The 17,689-nt window shown below is 59.9% G+C and carries 7 protein-coding genes; 3 read left to right on the top strand and 4 right to left on the bottom strand.

What is annotated here, in order from left to right; genetic code table 11:
* Nucleotides 1–44: 44 nt before the first annotated feature.
* Entirely contained in the window at nt 45–2,729 is a 2,685-nt protein-coding gene (locus tag AC07V9_RS23195; protein WP_495017976.1) for a hypothetical protein, read from the top strand.
* A 112-nt stretch (nt 2,730–2,841) separates the two neighbouring features.
* Complete coding sequence (locus AC07V9_RS23190) at nt 2,842–7,341, top strand: immunoglobulin-like domain-containing protein (protein ID WP_495017975.1); 4,500 nt, start codon at nt 2,842–2,844, stop codon at nt 7,339–7,341.
* A 39-nt stretch (nt 7,342–7,380) separates the two neighbouring features.
* Here AC07V9_RS23190 and AC07V9_RS23185 read toward each other — a convergent pair whose 3' ends face one another.
* The 4 genes from AC07V9_RS23185 to AC07V9_RS23170 all read right to left on the bottom strand — a co-directional run bounded on the left by AC07V9_RS23185 (nt 7,381) and on the right by AC07V9_RS23170 (nt 15,352).
* Nucleotides 7,381–9,627, bottom strand: coding sequence for an autotransporter outer membrane beta-barrel domain-containing protein (locus AC07V9_RS23185; RefSeq protein ID WP_495017974.1), 2,247 nt, complete (start codon nt 9,625–9,627; stop codon nt 7,381–7,383).
* A 432-nt stretch (nt 9,628–10,059) separates the two neighbouring features.
* Entirely contained in the window at nt 10,060–12,018 is a 1,959-nt protein-coding gene (locus tag AC07V9_RS23180) for a hypothetical protein (protein ID WP_495017973.1), read from the bottom strand.
* 91 nt (nt 12,019–12,109) lie between these two features.
* A complete protein-coding gene (locus AC07V9_RS23175; protein WP_495017972.1) occupies nt 12,110–14,149 on the bottom strand; it encodes a hypothetical protein in 2,040 nt (679 codons plus the stop codon).
* Nucleotides 14,150–14,389: 240 nt separating this feature from the next.
* Nucleotides 14,390–15,352 carry an NAD(P)H-quinone oxidoreductase gene (locus tag AC07V9_RS23170; RefSeq protein ID WP_495017971.1) on the bottom strand — a complete coding sequence of 321 codons (963 nt, stop codon included), beginning with the start codon at nt 15,350–15,352 and terminating at the stop codon, nt 14,390–14,392.
* A 221-nt stretch (nt 15,353–15,573) separates the two neighbouring features.
* Here AC07V9_RS23170 and AC07V9_RS23165 point away from each other — a divergent pair, with 221 nt between their 5' ends.
* Nucleotides 15,574–17,655: a carboxy terminal-processing peptidase gene (locus tag AC07V9_RS23165; protein WP_495017970.1), complete on the top strand. Its 2,082-nt coding sequence runs from the start codon at nt 15,574–15,576 to the stop codon at nt 17,653–17,655.
* Nucleotides 17,656–17,689 lie beyond the last annotated feature (34 nt).

Raw genomic sequence — 17,689 nt, 5'->3', positions numbered from 1 at the left:
CCGGCGCTCAATGAATCTGAGGTAATCCACAGGAGTCAACGAGCATGACCAGCACCCCGTCCTCTTCAACTTCCCGGCAGTATCTGATCCTCACCCCATCGAACACCACGCAAAAAAACACGCAATTCACCGTGCTGCTCAACGATCAGGTTGGTCTGCAAAAAACGTTGAACACGGAAGTGTTGGAGAGCGGCGTCACACTTGTGCTGCTGCCACGCAATACGGTCGACTCCTCCGACAATGGGCCCTCCAGGTTTCTGATGAATTACCCTCTGCATGGGGCCAAGACGGGGATACGAGTCAGCGTGCTGCTGGACGATCAGCTGTGCATGAGCAAGCTGATCGAAACCCACGACATGGAGGCCGGGATCGAGCTCATTGTTCAGCATCAGGACCCCGGTGGTTCATCGATCATGGGAGCGTCGGCGCTGGCACTGATCGAACTGGAAATCCCCGGCGCCACCGGGCCACTGCCCAGCCCCCCGGCCGATGCAGGGGAGACATTGTTGGGCATCAACCACGGGGCAGCACTCGACAACTTTCCGCAGCATGGCCTGCAGGTCTACATCCGGGAATGGCGGGATATGAACCTCGCCGACAGTGTGGCTGTGCAGCTGGACGGCAAGACCGTTCGGACCGAGACGATCACCGCGTCGGACGTAGGTCAGCGTGTCACCACCTTTGTCGAAGCCAGGCACCTGACCCAGCCTCCCTCCAGGCACACCCTTGGATACATCGTCACCCGTCTGGGTCAAACGCCGGAACCCTCTGCGCTGACGAACATCCTGGTCAAGCTCGATCGTCCCGGCGGCGAGGATGAGAATGGGAGCATTCCAGGCCATTCCGAACTGACACTCTCCCTGCCCGCGAACATCATCAGCGACGGCGTGGATGCGGAAGCGGCCGAAAAGGGTGTGCCAATCACCATAGATCCTTACCCAAATATGGCCGCACTGGATGTGATAAAGCTGTCCTGGGGCGGCCATTTCATCTGGCACACCGTCACTCAAGCCCAAGTCGGGCAACCCATCGTGCTGACTGCAACGAAAGAGGATATTGTCGCGGCAGGTGATTCCGGGCCCAACGGTCTTGCCGTCACTTTCGAAGTGTATGACCTGGTCGACAATCGCTCCGAAGACTGGGCGGCTGAAACACGCATCGTCGTCGATGCGGGCAACTCCCGCCTGAACAGCCCCATCATCAAAGAGGCCATCAACAACAATGTGCTGGACCTCGATACCCTCGGCGCCCGACCTGCAACCGCGCAAATCATCGCCATGTCCAGAAGAGGAGTACTCAGCGCGGAGCTGGTGGCACAATTCGAGGCGTTGACCACAGCACAATCGTTGGGTAACGAAACGCTGAACGGTCAGGCCCTCTTCGCTGATTTCAACCCCGGCGACAAGATCGTGGTGACGATGCGAGGCACCACGACCGAGGGCGCCGAGGTGAGCTATACGGCGCCTGAAGTCATCGTGAACAATTTGCCCGCTATTTATGAAGTGCCGATCCCCAATGCCGAAGTGCGCAAGCTGGCAAAGACTCAAGCGATCTTCTCTTATGAAGTCAATTACAAAGCGGGAGGGCAAGCCAAATCCAGAGGTTCGTTCATCAGCATCGTCGGTGAGGCCATTCGTTTGCCAGCTCCCGTCGCCAAGGATGCCTCACAAGGCGCTATTGATCCGGAGCTGCCAACGACCACCATCGAAGTGCCATGGGACGACAGCATGACCGCCGGGGACATGGTAACGCTGAGATGGCTGGGCACCCGACCGGATGGCACTATCTACGATCCGAACCTGCCCCCCAGATTCATCAGCAATGGCGATGCCAACGTCAAACAGCCGCTGATCTTCACAGTCGAGGGCACTCACCTGAAGGCGATCGAAGGCGGCAAACTGCAGCTCTACTACGTGCTCGAACAGGAAGTGAACGGGCAGGTCGTCAATCGGGAATCGGAGCGTACAACCGAGCTAGCGGTAGGAGAGCCGCGCAACGAATTGCCTGCGCCAAAAGTCCCCGACGTGGACAATGGTGTCCTGGACCCCAACCTTGCCAGCACGGAACTCGAAGTGCCCAATTACCCAGGCAAGGCGATTGGCGATCAGATCACGGTGGTGTGGAAAGGCAGCGTGAGCGGCACCTATGACGATAAAATGCCCGTCAACAGCCGCAACCTGGACTATCCGATCCCGTTCACGATTCCCGGCACCGCGATCAAGCCCAATGATCAAGGCAGAGTCGACGCTTCTTATCAGGTGCTCCGTGCGGGAGGTACCGGTACGAGTTATTCGGATAGCTTTGGCTTCGAAGTCGGCGTCGTGGCACTTGATCCTCCGAGCATCGCCAGCATCAAGGACTCCAAAGGCGCCGAAATCCCTGACGGTAGCAGCACCTTCGACACCACGGTGACGGTCTCCGGGAAAGCCTCGCCCAACCAGGCCGTTGAAGTCTTCGACGGCACCACCTCCAAAGGCAAGCCGCCGGTAAATACCAACGGTGACTGGACGCAAGAGCTAACCGGCTTAAGCGTTGCAACCCATGCCATCAAGGCGGTGGCGCAATACGGCGACAACCCTGAATCGGCTGTACGCAGCTTCAAGGTGATCGCCGTCACTGCCGTCGCCATCACCGACGTCAAAGACTCAAAAGGAACGATTATTCCCGACGGCGGCACCACCACCGACACCAGCGTGACCCTCTCAGGGACTGTGGCCTACTCATCCTGAGATGAGCGAACCCGTAATGTGACAGAGCCCATGCGTCGGCATCCTCTGTCACATCCGCGCACATCACTGCCAAGACGCCTCAAGGATCCATAAACTCGAAAGGACTCAACTCATGAAGCGCTATACCCCTACCCTCTTCCCGGCACTGGACCGGGATTACCCGATTCTGGCTTTGCGCCCATTGCTTATCGCTGGCATGGTCACCCCGGTTGAGAACGGTGACGGGGGCGTCAATCACTCGATGGTGAACGACAACCCGGCGGGTCTGCTCACGGCGGTGGACCCCTGGCAGCGCATGGCCGAGGGTGATCATGTCGAGGTCTATTGGGACGATGAGAAAGTCGCCAGCCGAAGTGTGGAAGCGGCGGATGTCGATCGGCGTCTGATCTTTTTCCTGCCTACAGAGCCCGTCGTTCCAGACTGGGGGGAAAAGGTGTTCTATCGTCTGACCCGTGCCGGTTCTTCCGCTCCCGAGGACAGCATCCCGCTGCGCATTCGGGTCAAGCTCGACCTGCCAGCCGGCGTTGATCGGGATCCGCACCTTCCCGGCCACTCGGAGCTCGCCGCCCCAAGGCTGCCGCAGGATGTGATCGACAATGGTGTCGACGCCAGTTGGGCGGCCCGTGGCGTGCCGGTAGAAATTGCGGCGTACCCCGCACGCGCGGCTCGCGACACAATCGAGATGCAATGGGGCGATGCAACAGTCACGCATCGCGTGACGGAGGCGCAAGCGGCGGGGTCAGCGCCCATCGTGATCACCGTGGATCAGGCCACGATCCTGGCCGGGGGAGATTCACCCAATCTGCTGGTGCAGTACCAGGTGTTCGATGAGGTCTGGAATTTTTCGACGGCTTGGTCGCTGCGCACGTTCGTGAAAGTAGAGGCTGGCGCTCAGCGCCTGGACGCGCCGATAATCAAGGACTCAGACAACGGTGTCATCGATCTCGCGCTGCTGGGGTCTGCGAATGCGACCGTGCAGATCCCGGTTTTCGGCCCGCCCTTCGAACCAAACGACTTGCTCACCCTGACCTGGACAGGCACAACCAGTGTCGGCGACGTGCGGGAATTCATCGACACTCATACCCTGACTAATGTCCCTTCCGTGGCACAAATCCAGGTCCCCAACGCAGAGATACGCGCCATTCGGGACGGCAGCGGCACCGCCACGTATGTGCTGACCAAAGCCAACGGTGATCCACCTCAATCCTCCAAACGCGCCACCGCGCGGGTCACGGGCAAGATCCCGCTCCCTGCCCCCATGGTATTCGAGGCGGTCGGCGACACCCTCGACCCGACGCTTGAACGCGTGCATGTGCAGATCCCGACCTACGACAAAATGGCCAGTGGTGACTTGATCGATCTGATCTGGCTGGGCACACGACAAAACGACACGCCGTATCTGTACGAAGACCAGCACTTCGTTTCGGCAAGCGAAGTCGGCCAACCCCTTTACATTCCAGTCGCCGAAGAGCACATCGCTGTGCTCGCCAACGGCACGCTGGACCTGAGCTATCGGGTGTCCAACGACGACCCGGGCACTTTAGACGTACGGGTCTCGGATCATCTTTTTCTGAACCTTCGCGCCCGTTACGCCGAGTTGCCCGCGCCTTCGGTGGACGAAGCGCCCGATGGCGTTCTGGACCCCGAAACGATCACCGACTACGCGATCTATCGCATGCCATACACCGGCACCGCCGCGGGGGATATTCTGACCTGGTATTGGCAGGGCGAATCCCTGGATGGCAGCGCCAGCGACTGGCTGCCCATTACCCAGCCGGTTGCGGGCCGGCCAATCACGTTCAACATCCCCAGGACGCTGATCGAACCCAACATCAACAACATCGTCAAGCTCTATTACAGCCTCAAGCTGGCCAGCACCGGCGCTTACCAATACTCGGCCGTGCTGGACCTGATCATCGGCAAGCTGATCGGCGATCTGCCCGCACCGGGCGTGCTCCAGGCAAACGGCAACAGGCTTGACCCGATGCAGGCCCAAACCGGCGCAACCGTGCGGGTGCGCTACGCAAACATGGACCCGCAGGACATCATCACGTTGTCCTGGCTCGGTACGCCGGGGGTCGGCTCACCTCCCGACCAAACAGCCAAGGGGAGCGCGAGTGGACAGGTGGACTTCGCCGTTCCGGCCAGCGTCATCGGCGCAAACATCGGCCAGCGGGTCAGCGTGTCCTATCGGGTCAAACGCTCAGCCGCCGAAAAGCTGTCCGATTTTTTGCTGCTGGACATCACTGCTATTGCGGACAGCCAATTGCCCTCACCGGCCATTACCCAAGCCAACGCGCAGACGAAGGTGCTGAATCTGGCGACGTTTGCCGGCAACGCGACCACCTCGGTCGCCCCTTGGCCGTTCATCGCGACCGGACAGCGTGCCTGGTTGCGGCTTGAAGGTGAAACTGCCAGCAGCGGACCGCTTTCGATCGTGCTGCTCAATGGCGAGTTACTCACCAGCGCGCAGGTGGCCGCAGGGCTTTCGCAAGCGGTACTGCGTACAGAGTTGGGAAAACTTGGGCAGGACTCGGCGCTCAACGCCATTTGCAACGTAGGGTTCGGCGGTATCGACGACGAAGCCGCCGCCCTGCCCCTGCCCGAGATGCAATACATCTTCAAGCTGCACCATGACTGGGTCACGCCCGTCATCGTCAGCGTCAGGGATTCGAAAGGCGAAGTGAGCAACGGCGGGACGACCTTCGACTCGACGCTGAACCTGAGCGGCACCGGCACCCTCGACACCGAGCTTGAGATTCTCGACGGCACCGCGTTACTGACCACCGTTCGCACGGACGCCAGCGGCAACTGGTCGACACCGCTGACCGGGCTGCGCCCGAAAGGCTACGTCATCACGGCCAGAGCAGTCGATGGCAGCGACCTGGTGTCACAGCCTCGCACGTACGAAGTGCTGGCCAATATGACGCCCGTCATCGAGCAAGTGCTGGACTCACGAGGGCCAGTGGCCAATGGCGGCACCACGGTCGACACCACCGTCACGGTTTCCGGCACGGCGAGTCCGGACCAACTTATTGAGCTGTTTGACGGCAACGTCAGCAAAGGCCAGGCCGTGACGAACAACATGGGCGCCTGGTCGCGGCCGGTATCGGGCCTTGGCATAGCGTCGCACCCTCTCCAGGCCAAAGCGCTGTACGGAACAGGCCCGGTATCGGCGATCTGGACGGTTGTCGTGTCTGCCGCGGTCGCCCCCACCATCAGCAGCGTGCGGGATGCCAATGGTGAGGTCGCACCCAACGGCTTTACCGTCGACACCCAAGTCACGCTGACCGGCAACGCCACGGCCAATCTTGAGGTGGAGATTTTCGATGGCGCGATATCCATGGGCAAAACGACAACCAATGCCAACGGTGTGTGGACACACCCCATCGCTGGCCTGACCTTGACCCGACATGACATCAAGGCGCGGGCGTTGTATGGCAGTGGCGCCGAATCGGCCGTGCGCCGCTTCACTGTGGTCGCCATGGTCAATCCCACCATTACCGCCGTAGTCGATCCGCAGAACAGGCCGGTGAGCAACGGCGGCTCGACCTATGCCAACAGGGTGACGGCATCGGGTCGGGCCTCGATCCATCAACTGGTCGAAGTGTTTGACGGAGCGACCTCAAAAGGCACCGCCACCGCCGATGCCACGGGCGCCTGGTCGAGGCTGGTCAGCGGTCTGGCGGTGGGAAGCAGATCCCTGACCGCCAAGGCGCTGTATGGGAGCAAGCCGGTGTCTTCGGCCTGGAACTTCACGGTCAGGGCGGCGATGGTTCCGACACTGATCAGTGTTCGCGATTCCAAAGGAGAGGTTGGCAGTACCACAACTGACACGGCGGTCACCGCTTCGGGGAAGGCCGCTGCCAGCGAGCTGGTCGAGGTGTTCGATGGAAATACGTCCCAAGGCCAGGCATCCGTCAACGCGAATGGCGACTGGAGTCATCCGGTTTCAGGGCTCGCACTGGGCTCGCACAGCTTGAAGGCCGTGGCGCAATACGGTGATGGCGCGTCATCGAATGTGCGCACGTTTACGGTTAACCCATCGGTGCCGGACTTCGTGTTGAATACGTCGCCGGTTTCGCTTAATGGCAGGTTTTACGCACTGGCAGGGAGTCCAGGTCATCCACCGCTGAGTTGGCCAGGGGGTACCACCTACGTAAGAACGCCGTCCAGCGGCGTCCCGCCTTACCGGTATTCTTCCAGCAATCCTTCAGCAGCTGGCGTTAACAGCGCCGGGTTTGTTTATTCGACAGGAAATGGCACGACAAACATTACGGTGACCGACGCCCTGGGAAGGTCCGGGTCCTATCGCGTGACCGTCTCGAACGTGACGATGGTCCATGGTCTGGGAAACGACACCTATAAGGCAGCGGTGAAGATAGCTCAAAGCAGAGGTTTGAGTATTCCGTCACTTGACGTGCTACGCGCTATTCACGCTTTGTATGGTGCAAACTTTCCGATGGGCAACTGGCATTATTGGTCCAGCACCGCTGCTCCAGGCTTGTGGCAAAACTACGTCAAGTATTTGGTCACCGGTGCGGAATCATCGCTGTCGACGAAATACGAGAATTTTGGCTCATACTCCAACATCGTCGGTATCGGCAATTAAGTGGGGTATCGCCCTGCCGGTCGCGGCAGGGCGAGTTCATCACCAGCTATACCGCAACCCCACATTGGCCCCGAACGGTTGCTCGATCTTGTCGCCGTTCGAGTAATCGAAATCCGCATGCAGTTGCAGACGGTCATTGAACGCCACCGCCACACCCGCGCCCAGCTCGCCGCGAGAACCTGAAAGGTCATTGTTGAAGGTGTTGTTGTTGACCTGCACTTGGTTGTTCTTGGCGAACTCATGAACCCCTGCCACCCGCACATACGGTTGCACGACACTGCCGCCAGCCATCGCAAAATTGCGCCCCGCGGTCATGCCCACCTTGCCCAGCAGCGAACGAGTACGGTCCCCTTGGGCCTCCATGCCATTGTCCAGGCCGTAATCCTTGCCCTGAATGACCACGGTGGACCACTGCGTGAACGGCTCGACGAAGTAGCCGTCGTCCAGCTTGATGTGGCGTCCGAACTCCAGCGAACCGCCCACGCCGACGTTGTCATAATCGCCCTTGGCTCGGGTGTTGTCGCTCATGCTGACTTTGGCGTCGTTGCGAAAGCGGTTGAGCTTGAGCACCCCGTCGAAGTAGTAGCCGGTGTCCTTGTCCAGCCAAGTGGTGTAGGCGCCCACGTAGTAGCTTTTCACGGTGCCTGAGGTGCCACGGCTGACGTCCAGATCAGAGGTGCTGTGCCCTGCGAGCACACCGATCAGCCACTGACCGTCACCGATCGGCAGCGGCGCATCGGCGCCCAGCGAGAAGCCTTGTTGCGTCTGTTGATAGCCCAGCCCCGAAGACTCGTTCACGTCGTATTTATTGCCGTAGGTGCGCGCCCAGCCCCCGGCCTGACCGCCATTGAATCGCAATTCACCCATGCGCGTGCGCAGGGACGTCAGCTCGCCGTACCAGACGGTGGGCGCGGTGTTGAACAGGGCCAGCACAGAACGCGTGCCGGGGCTGACGGTTTTGGTCGACGGATCGAGGAACCAGTCGGTGCCGGTGCCGTTGGCCACTGAGCCCAGCGTATAAGAGAAGGTTCCGACGTCCACTACGCCTGATCCGGCCAGAGCGAAGGTCGCGTCGCCACCGCCCGTGCGCACCACGGTCAGTTGCTCGGGCGATACCGGGTCGACGCCGGAACCGGGGATCACCAGGGAATGGGTCCCTGTTGCAACCCCTGTCACATTCAAGAGGTCATGCTGATTGGTAGCGAAATCCACATCCATCAGGAAGTTGCCGTTACCCGCGAGGGTGCCGACATTCAATTGGAAGAATTCATCGGCAGCACCGAATTTCACCGAACTGTCGGTGATCGACATCGCACCGACGCTGTTGGAGGCGACCATATTCCAGATCGACTGGTCAGCCAGCGTGACGCCGCCAACGTCGATCAGATTACCGGTGAACCGAGCGCCGTTGCGCAACGCCAGAGTGGCGTTACGGCCGTCGGTAATCCTGTAGTCCCCCGTTAGCGAGCTGGCGTCCAGGGTGACGGAATTGACGCCGGTCAACGACCCGGTCAGCGCCGACCCGTTGCTCAGCGACACCGCGCCCGTGCTCCCGTCGGCCACGATGATATTACCGGTCAAGGTGCTGCCGCTGACCTGCACATTGGCCGTCGAATTGTCTTCAACCTCCAGCAGATTGCCGTTACCCCCGCTCAATGTAGAACCGTTGAGCACATCCACGGTGGCGGTGACGCCCTGGGTCACTTGTATGGCAGGCCCCGCGGTGCCGATCACGCTGGAGCCATCAAGCACCAGGCGATACGCCCCGCCGTTATCCGGTACGTCCTGAGCGAAGACGACGCCCTGTTGCGCGCCGGTGATTGTCGACCCGTTGCTGGCGGTGACATCGCCTCCCAGAATCTGCAGTCCGACACCGCCCACCCCACTGCCCGTTACCCGAGTGTCATTGAGCTGCACCGTGCTCAGCCCGGTTACCCGCGCCCCGGCTTGCAGCCCCTCGATGGTGCTGCCCGTGACCGATGCCTGCGAGCCACTGCCACCCGCTGCCCGCCCCGCAGAAAGACCGATCTCGTCACTGGAAATGGTCGCGTTGGTAATGGTTGCAGTGGCATTGGCCATTTCGATGGCCACCCCGTCACTGCCGGCCAGCACGCTCCCGCCGTTCATGTTGAAAGTCCCTCCACTGGCCAGATCGACGAATGAGAGATTCGCCGCTGCGGCATTCAGTGTGCTGCCCGCTCCGCTCACCGAATAACCGTCCAGCGGGGTAGCAGCGATGATATCCAGTACATCACCGTTGGTGACGACAGTGAGTGCACTGGCCATGGGTATCATTGAAAAGAAGGTAATGGTAGCCGCCGCCAAACGGCCGGGTGACAAGGGGCAGGTATAGCGCGCAGCAACATTCGCAGGGTAAGTCAGGAACGGGATCATCTTTTCAAGTCCGTTTGAGGTGGCCGGTCTTAATGACCGAGGGAAAATAACGGCGAGGAAATGTAGTGGGTAAACCGAAATAACTATGCAGGACGCATCCGACAACCTTGTAGGAAACATCCTGCAGAAGATGACAAGAGACTTGGTTGCAGTCTCAATCGCCCATCATTCGGTATAACCTCATTAAAGTTATAGCTGTTTCAGAAATGTGGATTACTCGAAATCGCGATAAGCGATTTAGCCGTTAGAGCGTTTTGCTCTTAGTTGGACTGACGATAGAAAAGGGAAGTGCTCAGCCACTTCCCTTTTTTTACAACAGGGATCTCAACTATTGGCCGAGCGTGTCAACTCACAGGTCAGGCCAGGACCACCCGCGATCCCCATCCATACAGCCACCTCGTCTTTGGGAGAGGTGCGGTCAAATCCGTTGATCTTCGCGGTGTATTCGATACTTCCCCGACCGTCCCGCGTGTCACGCAGAGGTTCATAATCCAGGTACACATTGAAACCGGCACTCGCCTCCTGATCGGTAGGCTGATAGGTGAACGTGAACGTGATGTCCCGGTTCTCGGCGTTATTGTGCCCTTGGTAGGTGAAGGTCAGAAGCTGACCCGCCAGGGCAGGTTCCCCGCCATCAACATGGATTTCCACAACCCACCCACGTCCGCTGACGTTTCTCAGCGACTGGCAGTTGAGATTGCCGAAGTCTTCGTCGAGATTGAGGAATTTAGCCTCAGGTAGAGTGACCTTCTTGACCGAAACTTCCACCGACTGGTCCGGCGAAAGCACTTCGGCTGCGTTCACCAGGGGATGAGTGATCGAGTAATGCACCGGCAATGCTGAGTTGTTGCCCGCTGCGTCAATGATGTTCCACGGAATGACAAACGGAATGATGAAGTCATCCGGTTCTGTGCCATCGACCTTGTACACGCCACCGGGCGCCGGAACCGCCACCCGGTTCCAGTACAACTGCACGAATTCACCATCCAAATGCGGCTTGTAGATCAGCAGCGTCGCGTCGGCGGGCTGGCCATCATCGGCCTCTGTCAGTTTGTTGTCCTCGGCACTGACGGCACCGCGAACAGTCACGAGCTCCAGATCCGGGTTGACTGGGTCCGGGATATCCGGGTTTTCAGGACCGGGTGTGCGCAAGTCGACCTCAATGCTGACAACGGTGCCTTCAGGGTAGGATCTGCCACGTTTGATCGCGTAGGTTACATCCACAGGCTTGGGCCCTTTCCCCTCACCGCCGCCCTTGAGCAACGCTGAGTAAGGGATGCGCACCAGCGTCGGACTGTCTTGAACTGCAGGCGCGGCGGCAATGATTCCGCCCCAGGTGACTTCAACGACGTCACCCGCCACATAGTGGGTGTAGGCCTCAATCTGTACATCGACACCCAGCGAAGCATCCTGAGGATCGATCAGATCGTCACCGGGTGCGGCAAGGGGGATCGTCAGCGGTTTCAGATCCGCAGGTGCGGGGGTCAGGATCACCTCGACAGGCTTGTATTGCGAAGACGGACCGACGTTTCCCACTCTGTCTTGCAAGGTGTAGAAGATGGATTTCGTACCCTCCTCGTTCCCCACCTGCGCTGCAGTCAGGGGAATGGTCAGGGGGGTGGTGGTATCGCCCCGAGGAATCGTACCGACCAGTACGGCGGTGGGGATGCTGGAGCCGAAGTAAACCGTGACGATGTCCCCGATTTTCCGGTCGGCATAATCGCCGGGCACCGTAATCAGCACGCTGCCATTGGCATCCAGATACTCTTTGGTGATGCCATTGGCTTCGATCTCGGGCGGCAGGATCACAAGGCCACCCGCATTGCCGCCGTTGGGCGCCATCCGGTCGATGAAGAAGTTCAATGGATCGGAGACGGCGCCATTGCCTTGCACGTTGACGTTGTAGGTCAAGGCGTGAGGACCCGCCCGGGTGGACTGGGTAGGGGGTAGCGTCAGTTTCAGCGGAAAATCCTCGCGCGGAATCGGCAGCGTGCCTCGGTATTCACTGCCGCGCAACAAGGCGCCATCCCACATCAACCGCACGATAACGGCCAGTCCAGCGTTACCTTCAACGTCAAACTCAGGGACCTCCACCTGCAAGGTTTGCCCCTGAAACCTGGCGGGCAGCTGGTAGTCCGTATCGTCTGCCGTAGGCGGCAGCAGGGGGTTGGTTGCGGCCAGGACCGGGGCAGGCCTGGCCAGGGGCAGCCCCTTGCGAAATGCCAGAAAATTCTGACGTGCCTCGTTGGCGTTTTTTGTGTCAATCGTGTTAGAGACGCTCATCGCGGTTCCTCCTTGAGTGGCCTTCAGTCCATTGGCGACGTACTGCTGATCCCGGCCGACGAGCATCTGCCACGGTTTGTTTACAACGGGTTTACTTGCGAAAACGTTCAAAAAGCCCTTTCAACAGCTTGCCCATGACCGTTTCGGAAACGGCCTCTTCAGGCTCGGTTGTCTGGCTCTGCACACACAGATCATTGTCGGGACCGCAGATCTGGCCGCTGGGCATTTTTCGGGTGATCTTTACGAAATCCTCATAGGAGCGCCCTACCGTGCCGCTGGCTTTGTAAAGCGTGTAAAAGGCGACGGCCGAGCCGTTGTCCACCATCGGCGCGATCAGCGTGTCGAAGGGCAGCACCACCTGTTCGAAACCATTACTCGCCTCTGCTGCGGTCAAGGTTCGTGAGAACGTGGCAGCCGCTCCGGGGATCGGCCGGGTGCCATTGAGATTTTCGCAGCCCTGCCAGCTGAGCACGATGCGGTCTCCGGCGGCGAACTGCGCATGGCCCTCGACCCTCACCGTCACGCCCTCCCACAGCCTCGGTACGGCGCAGCAATTGAGGTACCCATAAAGGTCGGCGTGAGGAAACGAAGGTTCTGGAAGGCCCTCGACGACCTCGATGTTGACGTTGACGTCGGTCACGCGAGAAGTCTGCTGATTGACGCCGTTGTCCGTCAGGTAAAACACCGGCAAGGCCGGGTTGACCAGCTCAGGCTCGATGACGGCCCAAGGAATGACGAAGGACAGCGGCTGGCCGGCGACATCCCCGCTCTTGACTGTGTAGTCGGCAACCGGCGATGTGGAGCGTCCCCAGAACACTTCAATCCGCTCGCCGGGAAGGGGGTCTTGGAACAGCGCGACCGTGGCCGTGGCGTCCAGACCGAAGTCCACGCCTGTAAGCGTGTTGGCCGTGTTGGAGTTCTCACCGAACACCACCAGTTTATCCAGCGTGGTATTGAGCAAGGCCGGAGCATTGGCGTGATCCTGTCCGGCAATGGTGAAGTCCACCGGTACCGACACAGGCCCTGGCGCCGGGGTGAGCAGCGTGCCACGACGCACCTGGTAGTTCACCTGCACGGTCATCGGGCCCAGCCCCTTGGCGGTCAAGGTGCTCCAGGGCACATAAGCGCGCAGCGGGAATCCGGAAGGCACCACTGGCACTTCGGCAAGCGCGGTGCCATCCCAGTCAATCAGAATGAAATGCCCGGCCTCAGCGTTGTCATAGGCGTCGATCTCGACCGTGACCCCTCCCTCGTTGCTGGCCCCCTCACGGGCATGCTGGCGATCGATCAGACCTCGGGCAGACAACGGCACCCGCGCGGGCTTGAGGTTTTGTGGCGGCGGCGTCAGGTCCACCGAAATGGGCGAAACCTCCGAGCGCGTGCTGATGTTCCCCGCCAGATCCCCCAGTGTGTAATACAGATACCGGGGCCCTTGCCCGGCCGCCGTGATAACGCTCTCGGGGACCGCAATGATCAACCGATCGTTATCGATGTCGTCCTGAGAGAATCGCACCTGTCCCTGTACCGGTTCGCCGTCCGGTGGCGGGTTGGCGTCGGTCCAGAACCAGGTGGCGACGTCCCCGGGCCGGGCGCCGAAGTACATGGGCAGCGAAACCCTCACCTCGCCTTCGCGGCTCAGGTAGTCCTCGGTGATCACCCCGCCCAGCTCGACAGGGAACACCCCTGCCTGGGGCTTGAGTCCTGCACCGGGCTCGGTCAGGTCTACCGTGACGGTCTTTTTCAGCGACTCCGGCCCGTCGTTACCCAGCAGTGAAATCTTGTAGGAAAGCTCAAAGCCCCCCTCCTGCAGTAGCCCCTGCGAAACAGATACGGCTTTGTCCCCGGGAAGAATGGGCGGCTCAAACGTAAACCGGTCCACTGAAACGAACGGTGCCCCCGCGCGACGCCAGGACAGTATCACCGTATTGGGCCGGGCCTGATCGAACAGCCATGCTGGAATAATAACCTCCAGATCGTCCTGCAGCGCCGTCCTTGGCAGCAGCCCACCGGCCTCTTCGTTGCCTTGATCATCCTTGATAATTGCCGGGACCACCGGCAGCTCGAATTCGGCGTCGATCTGCCAGCGACCCTCATCGGAGTCGTCATGGTCTGCCACATACAGGTTGTTCATGAGACATCGTCCTTGAGTCTGAAATCCGGCCGCCCCACCACGCTTGAAATCAGTTTTCAAGTGAGCTGTGGAGGGCTTGCCAGAACGTTGAGTGCAATCGATTAGGCACCAACCGGCACCACTTGGATACTGTCACTTTTGACAGTGCTTGCGACCGCTGGTCGCTCGGAAGGAAGGGTCAAAGTCGGGGAAACAGCGGCATCGGGATCGGGCGATCCACGATGCCATGAGCGATTGGCGTCAGCTCAACGAAGGATCAATCACCAGCACGATCTTGCCCGAGACCTGATTGGTCGCAAGCTCGGCATAGGCTTCTTCGGCATCGCGAATCGCAAAGCTGCGCGCCAGTTGAGGCTTCAGGCGCCCTTCAGTGAACAGCGGCCAGACGTGCTGCCCCAGATCGGCCAGCAGGTCGGCCTTGAACTGATCGTCGCGGCTGCGCAGGGTCGAGCCGAGGATCTGAATGCGCTTGCCCAAAACCAGCGCCAGGTCCAGCTCAGCCTGGCGCCCGCCCATCAGACCGATCAGCACCAGCCGGCCATCAGTGCCGAGGACTTTCAGATTGAGCGCGGCGTAGTTGGCGCCCACCGGGTCGAGGATCACGTTGAATGGGCCGAAGTCGCTCAAGCCATCCAGGCTCTCGCTGCGAATCACCCCGCCTTGGGCGCCGAGGTCTTCACAGTACTTCAAGCGATCAGCCGAACCGACACTCACCCAGCACGGGTTGCCGAAAGCCTTGCACAGCTGAATGGCAGCTGAACCAACGCCACTTGCGCCGGCGTGTAACAACACTTTTTCGCCCGGCTTGAGGCCCGCCAATTGGAACAGATTGAGCCAGGCAGTGGCATAGACCTCTGGAATGCCCGCAGCCTCGTGCAGCGACATGCCCTCTGGTACCGGTAAAACATGGCGTGCGTCGACCACCACTTCTTCGGCCATCGCACCGCCTGCAACCAGCGCGCAGACGCGGTCTCCCACCTGCCAGGACGTACCGGCACCGACCTCGGCGATGACACCAGAACACTCCATGCCAAGGATTTGCGTGACGCCCGGGGGTGGCGGATACAGACCTGCGCGCTGCAACAAATCGGCACGATTGAGCCCGGCTGCCGCAACCTTGATGCGCACTTGCCCTACATCCAGTGTCGGAGATGGCTGTTCAACCCATTCCACGTGACCTTCAACGCCTTGCAATGCTTTCACGGTGCCTCCATAGTGAGTCTTGACTGAGCTCGACGTGCCTCATGGCATTCGGGCTTTTTGCATTATGCGACCGGGTTTCGCATCAGTCTGTGTGAACACATCACGCACCCGGGCAACCAAAACGTTGCCTGGCGCCGCGATTTTTCACGAAGCCTGAGAGGAACCGGCGACCTTAAAGACGGCCTAATATGCGTTATCAATTGTCCCCGCGTCGAATCAGCATGAAGCATTTTTTGCCCAGCACCACCCTTGCATTACTCATTGGCCTGGCGGCATTGCCAATGTCAGCCAGTTCGTTCGCAGCCAATAGCTGGGACAATCTTCAACCTGATCGCGATGAAGTCATCGCCAGTCTGAATGTCGTGGAGCTGCTCAAGCGCCACCACTACAGCAAGCCGCCGCTGGACGACAAGCGTTCGGAAATCATCTATCAGAGCTACCTGAAGCTCCTCGATCCTGCGCGCAGTTATTTTCTGGCCAGCGATATCGCCGAGTTTGACAAATGGCGTTTTCAGTTCGACGACTTCCTCAAGAGCGGCGACCTGCAACCAGGCTTCACCATCTACAAGCGCTATCTGGACCGCATCAAGTCGCGTCTGGACTTCGCCATCGCGCAGCTGAATAAAGGCGTCGACAAGATCGACCTGACCACCAACGAAACCTTGCTGGTTGATCGCAAGGACGCTCCGTGGCCCAAGAACGAAGCCGAGCTGGACGACCTGTGGCGCAAGCGCGTCAAGGACGAAGTCCTGCGCCTGAAGATCGCGGGCAAAGACCCGGCCAAGATCCAGGAAACCCTGACCAAGCGCTACAAGAACCAGTTGGCGCGTCTGGGTCAGACCCGCAGCGAAGACATCTTCCAGGCTTACCTGAACACCTTCGCGATGTCCTACGATCCGCACACCAACTACCTGTCCCCCGACAGCGCGGAAAACTTCGACATCAACATGAGCTTGTCGCTCGAAGGCATCGGCGCGGTGCTGCAAAGCGACAACGACAACGTCAAGATCGTTCGTCTGGTTCCGGCCGGCCCTGCCGCCAAGACCAAACAGGTGGCGACCGCCGACAAGATCATCGGCGTTGCCCAGGGCGATAAAGAAATGGTCGACGTGATCGGCTGGCGGCTGGACGAAGTGGTCAAGCTGATCCGCGGTCCAAAAGGCTCGGTGGTGCGTCTGGAAATCATCCCGGCCAGCAATGCGCCGAGCGACCAGACCACCAAGATCGTGTCGATCACCCGCGAAGCCGTGAAACTCGAAGAGCAAGCCGCCAAGAAGTCGATCCTGCACCTGAATCAGGACGGCAAGGACTACAAGCTGGGCGTGATCGAGATCCCGGCCTTCTACCTGGACTTCAAGGCCTACCGTGCCGGCGATCCTGAGTACAAGAGCACCACGCGCGACGTGAAGAAGCTGCTGACTGAGCTGCAGTCCGAGAAAGTCGACGGCGTGGTCATCGACCTGCGCAACAACGGCGGCGGCTCGCTGCAGGAAGCCACCGAGCTGACCAGCCTGTTCATCGACAAGGGCCCGACCGTGCTGGTGCGTAACGCCGACGGCAAGGTCGACGTGCTGGAAGACGAAAACAGCGGCGCGTTCTACAAAGGCCCGATGGCGCTGTTGGTCAACCGCCTGTCCGCTTCGGCTTCGGAGATTTTCGCCGGCGCCATGCAGGACTACCACCGCGCGCTGATCATCGGTGGCCAGACGTTCGGTAAAGGCACCGTGCAGACCATCCAGCCGCTCAACCATGGCGAGCTAAAACTGACCCTGGCCAAGTTCTACCGGGTGTCCGGTCAGAGCACCCAGCATCAGGGCGTACTGCCGGACATCGCCTACCCGTCGATCATCGACACCAAGGAAATCGGCGAAAGCGCACTGCCGGAAGCGATGACCTACGACACCATCAAGCCTGCGATCAAGCCGGCAGTGGACCCGTTCAAACCGTTCCTGGCCCAGCTGCAGGCGCGTCACGATGTGCGCTCGGCCAAAGACGCCGAGTTCGTGTTCGTCGAGCAGAAACTGGCGCTGGCCAAGAAGCTGATGAGCGAGAAGACCGTCAGCCTCAACGAAGCCGAACGCCGCAGCGAGCACGCCGACGTCGAAAGCAAGCAGCTGGTGATGGAAAACACCCGCCGCAAGGCCAAGGGCGAAGAGCCGCTCAAAGAGCTTAAGAAAGAAGACGAAGACGCATTGCCAGCGGACGACGACAAGACTAAACCGGAAGACGACGCATACCTGGCCGAGACTGGTCGGATCCTCCTCGACTACCTGGGTCTGAGCGGTTCTGTGGCAAAGAAGTGAAGGAATGACTGCCTCGTCATGAACCATGATGAGG

The sequence above is a fragment of the Pseudomonas sp. GW821-FHT02A11 genome, assembly GCF_059421985.1.
Note: the sequence above shows the minus strand (reverse complement) of the source record. Positions and strands in the feature narration are given on the sequence as shown.